The 13,364-nt window shown below is 63.9% G+C and carries 11 protein-coding genes; 1 reads left to right on the plus strand and 10 read right to left on the minus strand.

The features are described 5' to 3' along the window. Window positions 1-80 precede the first annotated feature (80 nt). From BG57_RS07000 to BG57_RS07045, 10 genes are all read right to left on the minus strand, one after another. Window positions 81-746 carry a DUF502 domain-containing protein gene (locus BG57_RS07000; RefSeq protein ID WP_035961735.1) on the minus strand — a complete coding sequence of 222 codons (666 nt, stop codon included), beginning with the start codon at window positions 744-746 and terminating at the stop codon, window positions 81-83. Window positions 747-906: 160 nt separating this feature from the next. Further along, window positions 907-1,257 carry an FmdB family zinc ribbon protein gene (locus BG57_RS07005; protein WP_035961737.1) on the minus strand — a complete coding sequence of 117 codons (351 nt, stop codon included), beginning with the start codon at window positions 1,255-1,257 and terminating at the stop codon, window positions 907-909. A 132-nt stretch (window positions 1,258-1,389) separates the two neighbouring features. Beyond that, on the minus strand, window positions 1,390-1,998 hold the full coding sequence (locus BG57_RS07010) for a methyltransferase domain-containing protein (protein ID WP_035961738.1): 609 nt from the start codon (window positions 1,996-1,998) through the stop codon (window positions 1,390-1,392). After that, complete coding sequence (gene ubiB / locus BG57_RS07015; RefSeq protein WP_035961741.1) at window positions 1,995-3,569, minus strand: ubiquinone biosynthesis regulatory protein kinase UbiB; 1,575 nt, start codon at window positions 3,567-3,569, stop codon at window positions 1,995-1,997. The genes BG57_RS07010 and ubiB overlap by 4 nt, the downstream gene beginning before the upstream one ends. A gap of 20 nt (window positions 3,570-3,589) precedes the next feature. Then, a complete protein-coding gene (locus BG57_RS07020; RefSeq protein ID WP_035961742.1) occupies window positions 3,590-4,294 on the minus strand; it encodes a ubiquinone biosynthesis accessory factor UbiJ in 705 nt (234 codons plus the stop codon). A 176-nt stretch (window positions 4,295-4,470) separates the two neighbouring features. Beyond that, window positions 4,471-5,475 (minus strand): Tim44 domain-containing protein, encoded by a 1,005-nt coding sequence (locus BG57_RS07025; RefSeq protein ID WP_035961743.1) that lies wholly within the window; start codon window positions 5,473-5,475, stop codon window positions 4,471-4,473. Window positions 5,476-5,501: 26 nt separating this feature from the next. Then, complete coding sequence (ubiE, locus tag BG57_RS07030; RefSeq protein ID WP_035961923.1) at window positions 5,502-6,233, minus strand: bifunctional demethylmenaquinone methyltransferase/2-methoxy-6-polyprenyl-1,4-benzoquinol methylase UbiE; 732 nt, start codon at window positions 6,231-6,233, stop codon at window positions 5,502-5,504. 83 nt (window positions 6,234-6,316) lie between these two features. Further along, window positions 6,317-6,727 (minus strand): gamma-butyrobetaine hydroxylase family protein, encoded by a 411-nt coding sequence (locus tag BG57_RS07035; RefSeq protein WP_035961744.1) that lies wholly within the window; start codon window positions 6,725-6,727, stop codon window positions 6,317-6,319. 21 nt (window positions 6,728-6,748) lie between these two features. Continuing rightward, on the minus strand, window positions 6,749-7,183 hold the full coding sequence (locus tag BG57_RS07040) for an HIT family protein (protein WP_035961746.1): 435 nt from the start codon (window positions 7,181-7,183) through the stop codon (window positions 6,749-6,751). Window positions 7,184-7,220: 37 nt separating this feature from the next. After that, the gene (locus BG57_RS07045; protein ID WP_035961748.1) at window positions 7,221-11,315 is read right to left on the minus strand and encodes a DUF3683 domain-containing protein; all 4,095 of its coding nucleotides are present in this window, start codon (window positions 11,313-11,315) and stop codon (window positions 7,221-7,223) included. Window positions 11,316-11,838: 523 nt separating this feature from the next. Here BG57_RS07045 and ilvA point away from each other — a divergent pair. Then, window positions 11,839-13,362 carry a threonine ammonia-lyase, biosynthetic gene (gene ilvA / locus BG57_RS07050; protein WP_035961749.1) on the plus strand — a complete coding sequence of 508 codons (1,524 nt, stop codon included), beginning with the start codon at window positions 11,839-11,841 and terminating at the stop codon, window positions 13,360-13,362. The last annotated feature ends 2 nt before the right edge of the window (window positions 13,363-13,364 follow it).

Here is a 13,364-nt window from a genome sequence, read left to right on the forward strand (position 1 = left end):
TGTGTTTCGTTGTTCGTTAATCAACGGCTCGCGTGCGGGTCGGCTCTTCGTCGGCTCGATTCCCGGCGCGCGCGCCGGCATTACATCGGCGGCTCGGTGGGGCGGCGCGCGGGCGCAACCGGCGCGAGCGGCGCGCTCGGAGCGGGGGCGACCACGCCCATCGAGACGATGTATTTCAGTGCCGCGTCGACGGTCATGTCGAGTTCGACGACCTCGCTCTTCGGCATCATCAGGAAGAAGCCGGAGGTCGGGTTGGGCGTCGTCGGCACATAGACGCTCACGTGATCTTCCTTCAGATGGTTCAGCACGTCGCCGCCGGGAATGCCGGTCAGAAAGCCGATCGTGTAGGAACCCTTGCGCGGATATTCAATCAGCAGCGCCTTGCGAAACGCATTGCCGCTCGACGAGAGCAGCGTGTCCGAGACTTGTTTGACGCTGGTATAGAGCGGGCCGACGACAGGAATGTGACGAACGATCGCGTCCCACCACAGCACGAGCTTCTGCCCGATGAAATTCTGCGTGAGCAGGCCGACGATGAAGATGAACGCCAGCGTCAACAATGCGCCCAAGCCCGGCAAGTGGAAACCGAAAACACGCTCGGGCTGCCACGCGGACGGCAACAGCAACAGCGTCTGGTCCATCGTTCCGATGACGAGGCCAAGCACCCACAGGGTGATGGCAAGCGGCACCAGCACGAGCAGGCCGGTGAGGAACACGGTTTTGAGCGTAGTCTTTTTCGTCGTCACGTTGTAGTCGGTATGGTCGCTGCGAGCGGTTGAGCGGGCTGGGCGTGGGGTGAGCGCGGCGCTCGCGCTTGCTGCGGCTCGTGCGCGTCCCGGGATGCGCGGCGGTCCGGGCCGTCGGCCGCCGCGACTTCAGCCGCGCCGCGCGTCTGGCGCTCGGGCGTCAGGCCGCGTCCGACGAGCTGGACGATGCCGGCGCAGCGGCTGCGGGCGTCGTACTTGCAGGCGTCGACGCATCGGATGACGACGCGGCGCCAGCGTTTGCGCCATCGCTCGCGGCAGCCGTTTCGCCGGCTTTCGCCGTCGCGGCATTCGACGAGCCGCCGTTATTGCCGCCGCGGAAATCGGTGACGTACCAGCCCGAACCCTTGAGCTGGAAACCCGCCGCGGTCACTTGCTTGGAAAATGCGTCCTTGCCACAGGCAGGACATTGCGTGAGCGGTGCATCGCTCAGTTTCTGGAGCACGTCTTTTTCGTGGCCGCAGGATGCGCAGCGGTATGCATAAATCGGCATGGCACTCTTCCTACAATGATCTGTCGACGCTTGCAAAGCCTTGAATTATAGCCGCAAACCGCCCCGGGCCCGGATTTTTGGGCGCGTGGAGCCGTGCAGCATCGAGTCAGATGAGGGCGCGGTCGATGGATTTCAAGCGCGCCGCCAGGTCAGCCAGCGCTCGCGGCCGGCAAAGACAGGAAGCGAGCCGCTGACTTCGCGGTCGTCGATGAGTTCGAAATGCGGCGTGAGAAGCGCATCGAGTTCGTCGCGCTCGACGCCGAACGGCGGTCCTTTCGGCGTTGCGCCGATGAAAAAGAAGCCGGCCAGCAGCGCGCCCGGTTGCAACAGCGCCGCCATGCGGCCGGCGTAATCCGCCCAGCGACCCTTCGGCAGCGCGCATAGAAACGCGCGCTCGTAGATCCAGTCCGGCGCAAACGGCGGCTCATAGGAGAAAAAATCGGCCTGCTCGACGATATCCGCCCGCGCGCCCAACTGACCGCGCGCCGCCGCGACGGCGCTTGCCGAAAAGTCGATCGCCCGCACGGTGCAGCCGCGCTCGGCCAAAAACGACGCTTCGTAGGCGCTGCCGCAGCCGGGAATCAGCACCTCGCTGGCGCGAGGCTCGGGCAGCGCAGCCACGAACGACTGGAACGCCTCCGGCACGCCCGCCTGATCCCAAGGAGTGAAGCGTTGGTCGAACCGCTCGTCCCAGAAGCCGGGCGAGTTGGGATCGCGGTGCGTGAAAGTCGGATCGCTCATGGATAGCCTATCCACATTTGCGCGATGACCACGCCCGCGCCCGCCACCGTAATAAGCCCGGCGACCAGCAGCGTCATCAGCAGCCGGTTCGTGCGCTTTTGCTCGGCGAGCAACAGGCGCATCGTGTCTTCGTTGCCGCTTCTCGGCACGTCATGCCGTTCCGCGAGCAGATGATGGATCAGCCGCGGCAGTTGCGGGATCGTCTTGCTCCACTGCGGCGCTTCCATCTGCAGGCGTTCATACCAGCCGCGCCAGCCGATCTGCGCATTCATCCAGCGTTCGAGGTACGGCTTCGCGGTTTTCCAGAGATCCAGTTCCGGATCGAGCGAACGGCCGAGACCTTCGACGTTGAGCATCGTCTTCTGCAGCAGCACGAGTTGCGGCTGAATTTCGACGTTGAAGCGCCGCGACGTCGAAAAGAGCCGCATCAGCACCTGTCCCAGCGATATGTCTTTCAACGCGCGATCGAAGTACGGCTCGCAGACCGCGCGAATGGCGCTTTCCAGTTCCTCGACGCGCGTGCTCGGCGGCACCCAGCCGGACTCCAGGTGCAAGGTGGCGACGCGGTGATAGTCGCGCTTGAAGAACGCGAGGAAGTTTTGCGCGAGGTAATTCTTGTCGAAGTCCGACAGCGCCCCGACGATGCCGAAATCCAGCGCGATGTATCGCCCGAAGGTGGCCGGATCGAGACTGACCTGGATGTTGCCCGGGTGCATGTCCGCGTGGAAGAAGCCGTCGCGAAACACTTGCGTGAAGAAAATCTCGACGCCCTCGCGCGCAAGCTTCGGAATATCGACGCCCGCGGCGCGCAGCGTCTCGACCTGGCTGATCGGCACGCCGACCATCCGTTCCATCACGAGCACGGTCGGCGCGGACAGGTCCCAGTACATCTCCGGGACGAGCAGCAGGTCCAGTCCCGCGAAATTGCGCCGCAACTGGCTGCCGTTGGCGGCCTCGCGCATGAGATCGAGTTCGTCGTGCAGATATTTGTCGAACTCCGCGACGACCTCGCGCGGCTTCAGGCGACGGCCATCGGGCCACAGGCGTTCGGCCCAGATCGCGATGTCGCGCAGCAAGGCCAGATCGGAATCGATGACGGGCAGCATGCCGGGCCGCAGCACCTTCACCGCGACGGGCTTACCCGCGTGCTCCCCGTGCTTGATTTTCGCGAAGTGCACCTGCGCGATCGACGCGCTCGCCACCGGCACACGCTCGAATTCGTCGAAGAGCTGTTCGATCGGCGCGCCGAGCGCCTTCTCGATTAACGAGACCGCCTGGTTCGAATCAAACGGCGGCACACGATCCTGCAACTTGGCGAGCTCGTCGGCGATATCGACCGGCAACAGATCGCGCCGCGTCGAGAGCACCTGACCGAATTTCACGAAGATCGGGCCGAGGCTTTCCAGCGCAAGTCTCAGCCGGATGCCGCGCTCGATGTCGAAGCGGCGCCCGAAGGTGGTGATGCGCATCAGATAGCGCACGCGGCGATCGTTGATGCCGCTCATCACCAGCTCGTCAAGGCCGAAGCGGACGATCGTGAAAAAAATCTTGAGGAAACGCAGAAAACGCATGGTCGGTTGGCTTCAGCTCGTTATTCGTGCGAGTCGCGCACGGACTCGCCGCCAGTCCGCGCTGAGGCGCCGCGGGCCGTGGGTTGTTGCTGGACTGCGTGTTCGATCCTCTCGATGCGCTTCTCGACGCGCGCCAGCGCATCGCGCGCACGCGAAAGCTCCGCGTTGAATGCGTCGAGCGCGCTCTTGCGCACGAGTTGCGGGCGTTCGTCGAGCAGATATTCGGCGACCGAATCCAGCACATTGCGGCTCGTGCGCCGCGTCTGTTCCTGCACCGTCCGGGCGATGCGGCCGACGCGATGCGCGGGGGCATCGCCGATCACGCGCGACAGGTCTTCCTCCGGGTCCCACCGCAAATGTTCGGCCAGCTTCGCAAGCGTCGTCGCGAATTCGGCATCGCCTTCGATGCGCACGTGCTTCATCACCGCCGCCTGTCCGCCTTGCAGGAATGCGGGAAGCGCGTCGAGCGGCACGGCGATGGTTACGTCGAAGAGCGGCGTTTGCGCTTCGGTGATCGCCGCCAGAAGGCCGTCGGCTTGCGCGACGAGCGCAATCGAAACCGGCCCGCACACGAGCTTCACGCACTTGCCGGCATACGGCTTGACGCGCTCGCGCGCCCACGGCTCACGCACCAGCAAATGATTGACGACCGCCGCGAACGCAGTGGACGCGGTCCTTAAGGCGGGATTCGTGGCGGGACGGGATGATTCGTGTGCGTTCGTCATCGGCTCTGAGATGAAAAAACCCGCGCAAGCGGCAGCTCGCGCGGGTTCTATTCTACGGTTTATAACCGCGCAGGCGGCGCGGTCATGCCGTACGGTGAGGCTTTTTGAAACAACGACGTCAGTTTGTCGCTAACGCACAGGCCGCAGCGCCTTTGGGCGTTGCGGCCCGCCATCGATCAGCTTACCTGCTGGATACCGGCCAGCAGCCAGCCTTCGTTGCCCGCCTTCTGCTTCGACAGGTTCCAGATCTCGACGAACGGTTCAGCCGCCGCCCCTTCCGACTCGCGGATCAGGCCGTGGAAGCGCACGCTCGCGAGGTATTCGCCTGCGCGGTCTTCGACGCCGAGCAGGTCGGCGTTGAGTTGCACGACGTCCGTGCGGTTCGGCGTGCTGCCGCGTGCATCGACGTCCAGCTTTACTTCGGCGAACATTTCGGGCGTCGTGAACTCGCGGATGTCGTTGACGTTGCCGCGATCCCACGCGTCCTGCAGGCGCACGAAGTACACCTTCGCGTTACGGATGAAGGCTTCGGTATCGAAGCCTGCCGGAACTTCCGGCTGCACGGCGGCCGTCGCCGGGGCATCGATCGCATTGCTGCCGAAACCGCCCGCCTGCGGCTGCAACGTGCGCGCCGGCTCCTGGTTCAGCCCGGTGCGTGCGGTCGTGTGGCCATAAGGCGAAGCGGAACCCGCACCTGCGTAGGCCGGCGTGGCGTTGTTGCCCTGCCGCTTGCGCATGATGAAGCGGAACAGCATGACGGCGGCCAGCACGATCAACGCGATCATGATCATGTTCGCCATGGCGCCGGCGAAAGCTTCACCGAGGCCAAAGTGCGACAGCAGCGCCGCGATGCCGAGACCTGCCGCCAGACCGGCGATAGGCCCAAGCCAGCGATTGCGCGCGGGCTGGGCTGCCGCCGGCGCGGCGGGCGCGGGTTGGGCACGCTGCGGCTGCGCGGCCTGGCCCTGCTGCATAGACTGCGACGGCGGCGTTGCCTGATGCTGCTGCGTCGCCGTGGCGGACTGCCGGCCCATGCTGCGGCCGCTACCCATGCGCTTGGCTTCCGCCGTTTCCGCGAAGATTGCGCCGGCCGCAATAACGCCAGCCAGCGCCACGATTCCGGCCTTCCTGAAGAAGACGTTCAGGAAGCCCCGGGTTTGGGGTGAGCGCGAATCGGACATTTCGAATCCTTAAGTTGAGTGGAACATCAAAATTTTGTCCCGACGTGTAACGCTACCACGCCACCTGACAAATTGTAATATTCGACTCGATCCAAACCGGCTTGTTCCATCATTGTTTTCAAAGTTTCCTGGTCCGGGTGCATGCGAATCGACTCCGCCAGATACCGATAGCTGTCAGCGTCTTTCGCAACTTTCTCGCCCAGCCACGGCAACACCTTGAAACTAAACAGGTCGTACGGTTTCTTGAGCGGCTCCCACACTGTGGAGAATTCCAGCACCAGCAAACGGCCGCCCGGCTTCAAAACCCGCTGCATCTCGGCAAGCGCGCGGTCCTTGTGCGTCATGTTGCGCAAACCGAAGGCAACTGTAATCACATTGAAATAACTGTCGGGAAATGGAATCTTCTCCGCGTCGCAAAGCAGCGTCGGCGTGATGACGCCTTTGTCCACGAGCCTGTCGCGGCCGACACGCAGCATCGATTCGTTGATGTCCGTATGCCAGACCTCGCCGGTATCGCCCGCCTGCTTCGCGAAGGCCATCGCCAGATCGCCCGTGCCGCCCGCGATGTCCAGCACCTTGTACCCAGCCCGCACCTTCGCCTGCCCGATCGTGAAGTGCTTCCAGACGCGGTGCAGCCCGCCGGACATCAGGTCGTTCATCAGGTCGTAATTGCTCGCGACGGAGTGAAACACGCCCGCCACCTTTTTCGCCTTGTCCTGCTCGTCGACCGTGTCATATCCGAAGTGGGTCTTGCTCATCGCGCTCGTTCCTCGCCTGTTGTTCGTTATATGCCGTGCAATCGTCGCGCCGGCCATGCGGCGTTATGCCGCGAATCGTTCGTTCAGTGACAGTGGCCGCCCGACGCCTTCGCCTCCATTGGCGCGTCGCGGTCCATACCGGCGGCTTCCAGCTTCGCCAGATAGTCGCGCCACAGGGCTTCCTGCCGCGTCGCGAGATCGTAAAGAATGTCCCACGAATAAATGCCGGTGTTGTGGCCGTCCGAGAAATTGAGTTGCAGCGCGTAATGGCCGACCGGCTCCACGCCGATGATGCCCACCTCGCGCTTGCCCGTCTGCAGGGTCTCCTGCCCCGGCCCGTGGCCCTGCACTTCGGCGGACGGAGAATAGACGCGCAGCAGTTCGAACGGCACGCGATACGACTCGCCGTCGCCGTATTGCAGTTCGAGCACGCGGGATTTCGAATGCAGAACGACGCCGGTGGGAATCGGCGTCGTCGATGTCAGTCCGCTCATGATGAGCCTTGTCTTTTGAGATTAATGGTGGCCGAACGCCTGATTCAGCTCGTTGCGGATGGCTTCGCGCAAGAGCGTCGCCTGCGCGCGGCGTTTCGATAGCTGCGCCTCGGAGACCGTGCGCTGACGCGGCGCCCAGATGGGCAGCGGGAAACGGGAATCGTTGGAAAAGCGAGGGATGACGTGCCAGTGAACGTGCGGCACCTGATTGCCGAGGCTCGCCAGATTGATCTTCTCGGGCACGAGCACGCGGCGCATTACACGTTCGACGCCGTTGACGGCGGTCATCACGCGCATGCGGTCCGCGTCCGGCAGATCGGACATTTCGGCGACGTGCGCGCCCCAGACGACCCGGCACAGGCCCGGCCAGTCGGGTTCATCGGCGAGGACGACGCGCAATGCGTCGTCCGCCCATAGCACTTCGCCGCCGTCTTCACGGCAAAACACACAGTCCATCGCGACCCTCTAACGAAATCGAACTTCGATTCCGCTATTACACCAGCACGCGCTCGATACCGCCATTGTTCGCGCGTTCGACGTACTGCTCCATCCAGTTCTCGCCGAGCGTCTTGCGCGCGATTTCCACGACGATATAGTCCGCCTCGATGTTCGCGTCCTCGTTGTAGCGCGAAAGCCCTTGCAGGCACGACGGGCAGCTCGTCAGGATCTTCACGTCCGTGCCGCTGGTCTGCGCGCCATCGCCCGCCGACAACACCGAGCCCGGCGCCGCTCCGGCCGTGCCCGCGGATGCGTTCATCGGATTGATCGCGTTCGAACCGGCAACGGCTGCGATCGGAATGCCGCGCAGTTGCGCCGCGCCCTTGCGGATTTCCTCTTCCTTGCGGAAGCGCACTTGCGTCGAAATGTCCGGGCGCGTGACCGCCAGCGTGCCCGACTCGCCGCAGCAGCGATCGTTCTTCTGGATCTTGTAGCCGTCGTTCTCCGAGCCCATCAGTTCGTTGACGAGCTTCACCGGGTCCATCGTCTTGATCGGCGAGTGACACGGGTCGTGATACATGTAGCGCGTGCCCTTCACGCCTTCGAGCTTGATGTTCTTCTCGAGCAGGAATTCGTGAATGTCGATGATCCGGCAGCCGGGGAAGATCTTTTCGAATTCATAGCCCGCGAGCTGGTCGTAGCACGTTCCGCACGACACGACCACGGTCTTGATATCGAGATAGTTCAGCGTATTGGCCACGCGATGGAACAGCACGCGGTTATCCGTGACGATCTTCTCGGCCTTGTCGTACTGACCCGCGCCGCGCTGCGGATAGCCGCAGCACAGATAGCCCGGCGGCAGGACGGTCTGCACGCCCGCTTCCCACAGCATCGCCTGGGTGGCGAGGCCGACTTGCGAGAACAGACGCTCGGAGCCGCAGCCGGGGAAGTAGAACACGGCTTCCGAATCGACGGTCGTCGTCTTCGGATTGCGGATGATCGGAACGATCTTGTTGTCCTCGATATCCAGCAGCGCGCGCGCCGTCTTCTTCGGCAGGTTGCCCGGCATCTTCTTGTTCACGAAGTGAATCACCTGCGTGACGGCGGTCGGCTTGCCGACCGTCGCCGGCGGCTTGGCCGTCTGCTTCTTTGCGAACCGCTTGAAGAGGTCGTTGCCGAGACGCTGCGCCTTGTAGCCGACGCCCATCATCGCGGTGCGCGCGAGGTTGATGGTTTGCGGATTCGTCGCGTTCAGGAAGAACATGCCCGCCGCGTTGCCGGCGTTGAACTTCTTCTTGCCCATCTTGCGCAGCAGGTTGCGCATGTTCATCGACACATCGCCGAAGTCGATCTTCACCGGACACGGCGTCGCGCACTTGTGGCAGACCGTGCAGTGATCGGCTACGTCGTTGAACTCGTCCCAGTGCTTGATCGACACGCCGCGGCGCGTCTGCTCCTCGTACAGGAACGCTTCGACGAGCAGCGAGGTCGCGAGAATCTTGTTGCGCGGGCTGTACAGGAGGTTCGCGCGCGGCACGTGCGTCGCGCAGACCGGCTTGCACTTGCCGCAGCGCAGGCAGTCCTTGATGGAATCGGAAATTGCGCCGATATCCGACTGCTGCATGATGATCGATTCATAGCCCATCAGCCCGAACGACGGCGTGTAGGCGTTGCGCAGGTCCGCGCCTTCGAGCAGCTTGCCGGCGTTGAAGCGCCCTTGCGGATCGACGCGCCGCTTGTACGCGCGGAACTCGCCGATCTCGTCTTCGGTCAGGAACTCCAGCTTCGTGATGCCGATGCCGTGCTCGCCCGAGATCACGCCATCGAGCGAACGCGCGAGCTTCATGATGCGCGCAACCGCGCGATGCGCGTCCTGCAGCATCTCGTAGTTGTCCGAGTTCACCGGAATGTTCGTGTGGACGTTGCCGTCGCCCGCGTGCATGTGCAGCGCGACGAACACGCGGCCGCGCAACACCTGCTTGTGGATGGCCTGCGCTTCGTCGAGGATCGGCTTGAACTCGCCGCCGTTGAAGATCTGGCGCAGTTCCGCGCGAATTTCCTGCTTCCACGAAACGCGCAGCGTGCGGTCCTGCGCGAGATGGAACACGTTGGCGTCCGGCTGCACGTCCACGCGATCGGCGAACTTCTCCGCGAGCGCCTCGTAGCCCAGTCCGACGAGATAGTGCTGCGCCTCGCGCAACGGCATGTCGAGCTTTTCGCCGACGAAGTTCCAGCGGTTTCGCACGCGCTTGAGCAGATCGAGCGCCTGCTGCACGCGGTCTTCGAGCAGTTCGGCGCTCGGAATTTCGTTGGCGTCGTCGCTCTTGCCGAGCGGCAGCTTGCCGTTGCGGAAGAAGGTTTCGAGCGCGTCGAGCAATTGCAGCTTGTTCTTGATCGACAGTTCAATGTTGATGCGCTCGATGCCGTCCGTGTACTCGCCCATCCGATTGAGCGGGATCACGACGTCTTCGTTGATCTTGAACGCGTTCGTGTGCTTCGCGATGGCGGCCGTGCGCGAGCGGTCGAGCCAGAAACGCTTGCGCGCCTCGGCGCTCACTGCCACGAAGCCTTCGCCGCTCTTGCCGTTCGCCATCCGGACGACTTCCGACGTGGCCTGCGCGACAGCATCGGCATCGTCCCCGACGATATCGCCGATCAGGACCATCTTCGGGAACGCGTTGCGCTTGCTCTTCGTCGCGTAGCCGACCGCGCGCAGATAGCGCTCGTCGAGATGCTCCAGACCGGCGAGGATCGCGCCGCCCTGCTTCGACGTTTCGAACAGATAGTCCTTGATTTCGACGATGCTCGGAATTGCGTCGCGCGCCTGGCCGAAGAATTCGAGGCAGACGGTGCGCGTATGCGCCGGCATCTTGTGCAGAATCCAGCGCGCCGACGTGATGAGCCCGTCGCAGCCTTCCTTCTGCACGCCCGGCAGACCGGACAGGAATTTGTCGGTCACGTCCTTGCCGAGCCCTTCCTTGCGGAACGTGCGGCCCGCGATATCGAGGTTCTCCGTGCGGATCAGCTTTTCGCCCGGCGCGCGACTCCCGTCGAACCAGTCGAGGCGGAAGCGCGCGACATCCACGTCGTGAATCTTCCCGATGTTATGGCCGAGCCGCGTGACTTCGAGCCAGTTGCCTTCGGGATCGACCATGCGCCACCACGCGAGATTGTCGAGCGCCGTGCCCCACAGCACCGCCTTCTTGCCGCCCGCGTTCATCGCCACGTTGCCGCCGACGCAGGACGCATCGAGCGAGGTCGGATCGACGGCGAACACGAAGCCCGCCTGCTCGGCCGCTTCCGTGACGCGCCGCGTGACGACGCCCGCGCCGGAGAAAATCGTCGCGACCTTGCGATCCACGCCCGGCAGGTCGGTCATCTCGACCGGCCCGAGTTGTTCGAGCTTTTCCGTGTTGATTACCGCCGAGAACGGCGTGAGCGGAATCGCGCCGCCCGTGTAGCCGGTGCCGCCTCCACGCGGAATCACGGTGAGACCGAGTTCGAAGCACGCCTTGATGAGCCCGGCGATTTCGGCTTCGGTGTCCGGCGTCAGCACGACGAACGGATATTCCACGCGCCAGTCGGTCGCGTCGGTCACGTGCGAGACGCGCGACAAGCCATCGAAGCGGATGTTGTCCTTCTGCGTTTGCTTGCCCAGCACGCGCGACGCGCGGCGGCGCAAGTCCGCCATGCGGTCGAATTCGGCGGCGAAGTCGTCGACGGCGCGGCGCGCGGCCGCGACCAGCAGTTGCACGCGTTCGGCGCGCTCACGGCTGCCCGCTTCGGCGCTGTGCTCGGACAAGTCGGCGCTGCGCCGCTTTTCGATTTCCGCGAGCCGGTGATTCAGCGCCTCGACGAGCATCGCGCGGCGCTTCGGGTTGTCGAGCAGGTCGTCCTGCAGATACGGATTGCGGCGCACGGCCCAGATATCGCCGAGCACTTCGTACAGCATGCGCGCCGAGCGGCCGGTGCGGCGTTCCGCGCGCAGCTCGTCGAGCGCGGCCCAGGCTTCGTCGCCAAGCAGACGCATGACGATTTCGCGATCGGAAAACGACGTGTAGTTATACGGAATCTCACGCAGACGGGGCTCGATATCGAGCGCCAAGGCGGCATGGGCGCCGTTCGGATCGAAGGCTTGAGGTGCGTTCATGGTCGACGGTTCGGTGTATCGGCGCGTGTGCTTTTGCGAGCGGAGACGCCGACGATGCGCGTGGGGCGCAGATTTTCGAATGAGACTTTTCTTGCGAAGGCGGGTGAATGGCCGATATGTGGCGGCATGCCGGTGACGGCTACCCTCACGACGACGCCTTCGATGTGCCCAAGATCAGCGCCACGATCGCGTATGGCGCGCGTGTCGCTCGGACGCGGCGTGACGCTCGCGGGCGACGCGCGCCGACATATCGATCCGAAGCTGCCAGTGCATCTGCCGATCCTGATTGCTGATTTGTAAAAGGAAATTCTAACCCATCGCGAAAAAGGCCGTTTGCCGGCGCTAGCAGCCGAAAGACGTCTTTGCGCGTCTTTTTTCGACGCAAAATCGCGCATTTGCGCGCTTTTCGCCGTCCGTCCGGCCGGTTGGTCGCGCCCGTAACCGGGAAAGCGTCTCTTTGCGGCTATCATTGATGTTTTCGCCCTGAAAAACCGCAGCTTCGGCCTGCCTGACGATTTCCCGCATGAAACATCCCGACTACCTGAAGAAAGTGCTGACCGCGCGCGTCTACGATGTCGCGCGAGAAAGCGAGCTCGAGCCCGCCCGCAACCTGTCGGCGCGGCTGCGCAATTCCGTCTATCTGAAGCGCGAGGACAACCAGCCGGTGTTCTCGTTCAAGATTCGCGGCGCCTATAACAAGATGGCGAATCTTCCCGCCGACGTGCTGTCGCGCGGCGTGATTACGGCTTCGGCGGGCAACCATGCGCAGGGCGTGGCGCTGTCGGCGGCGCGGCTCGGCTGCCGGGCGGTCATTGCCGTGCCGACGACGACGCCGCAGGTGAAGATCGACGCGATCCGCGCTCACGGCGGCCCGACGGTCGAAGTCGTGCTGGCGGGCGAATCGTATAGCGACGCCTACGCGCGCGCCGTCGAGTTGCAGGAAGAACGCGGCCTGACCTTCGTGCATCCGTTCGACGATCCCGACGTGATCGCCGGGCAAGGCACCGTCGCGATGGAAATCCTGCGCCAGCATCAGGGTCCGATTCACGCGATCTTCGTGCCGATCGGCGGCGGCGGGCTGGCGGCGGGCGTCGCGGCGTATGTGAAATCGGTGCGTCCGGAAATCCGGGTGATCGGCGTGCAGACGGAAGATTCCTGCGCGATGGCGCGCTCGATCAAGGCCGGCGAACGCGTGACGCTCACTGAGGTCGGCCTGTTCTCGGACGGCACGGCGGTGAAGCTCGTCGGCGAAGAGACGTTCCGCCTGTGCAGCGAACTGCTCGACGAAGTGCTGACCGTCGACACGGACGCGCTCTGCGCCGCGATCAAGGACGTCTTTCAGGATACGCGTAGCGTGCTCGAGCCGGCCGGATCGCTGGCGGTGGCGGGCGCGAAGCTGTATGCGGAGCGCGAGGGCATCGAAGGAAAGACGCTGATCGCCGTGACCTCGGGCGCGAACATGAACTTCGACCGCATGCGGTTCGTCGCGGAGCGCGCGGAAGTCGGCGAGGCGCGAGAAGCGGTGTTCGCCGTGACGATTCCCGAAGAGCGCGGCAGCTTCAGGCGTTTCTGCGAGTTGGTCGGCGACCGAAGCGTGACCGAGTTCAACTACCGCATCGCGGATGCGCGCGCCGCGCATATCTTCGTCGGCGTGCAGATCAAGTCGCGCGTCGAGACGGCGCAGATGATGTCGTCGTTCGTCGAGCATGGCTTCGCGACCGTCGACCTGTCGCACGACGAACTCTCGAAGCAGCACATCCGCTACATGGTCGGCGGCCACTCGCCGCTCGCGCAAGACGAACGGCTGCTGCGTTTCGAATTCCCCGAGCGGCCGGGCGCGCTGATGAAGTTCCTTTCGTCGATGGCGCCGGACTGGAACATCAGCCTCTTCCATTATCGGAACCAGGGCGCGGATTACAGCTCGATTCTGGTCGGCATTCAGGTGCCGCAGTCGGACAACGCCGAGTTCGAGCGCTTCCTCGCGACGCTTGGCTATCCGTGGTGGGACGAGGGCGGGAATCCGGTGTACAAGCTGTTTCTCGCCTGAGC

The organism is Caballeronia grimmiae (assembly GCF_000698555.1).
GTDB classification, from domain to species: domain Bacteria; phylum Pseudomonadota; class Gammaproteobacteria; order Burkholderiales; family Burkholderiaceae; genus Caballeronia; species Caballeronia grimmiae.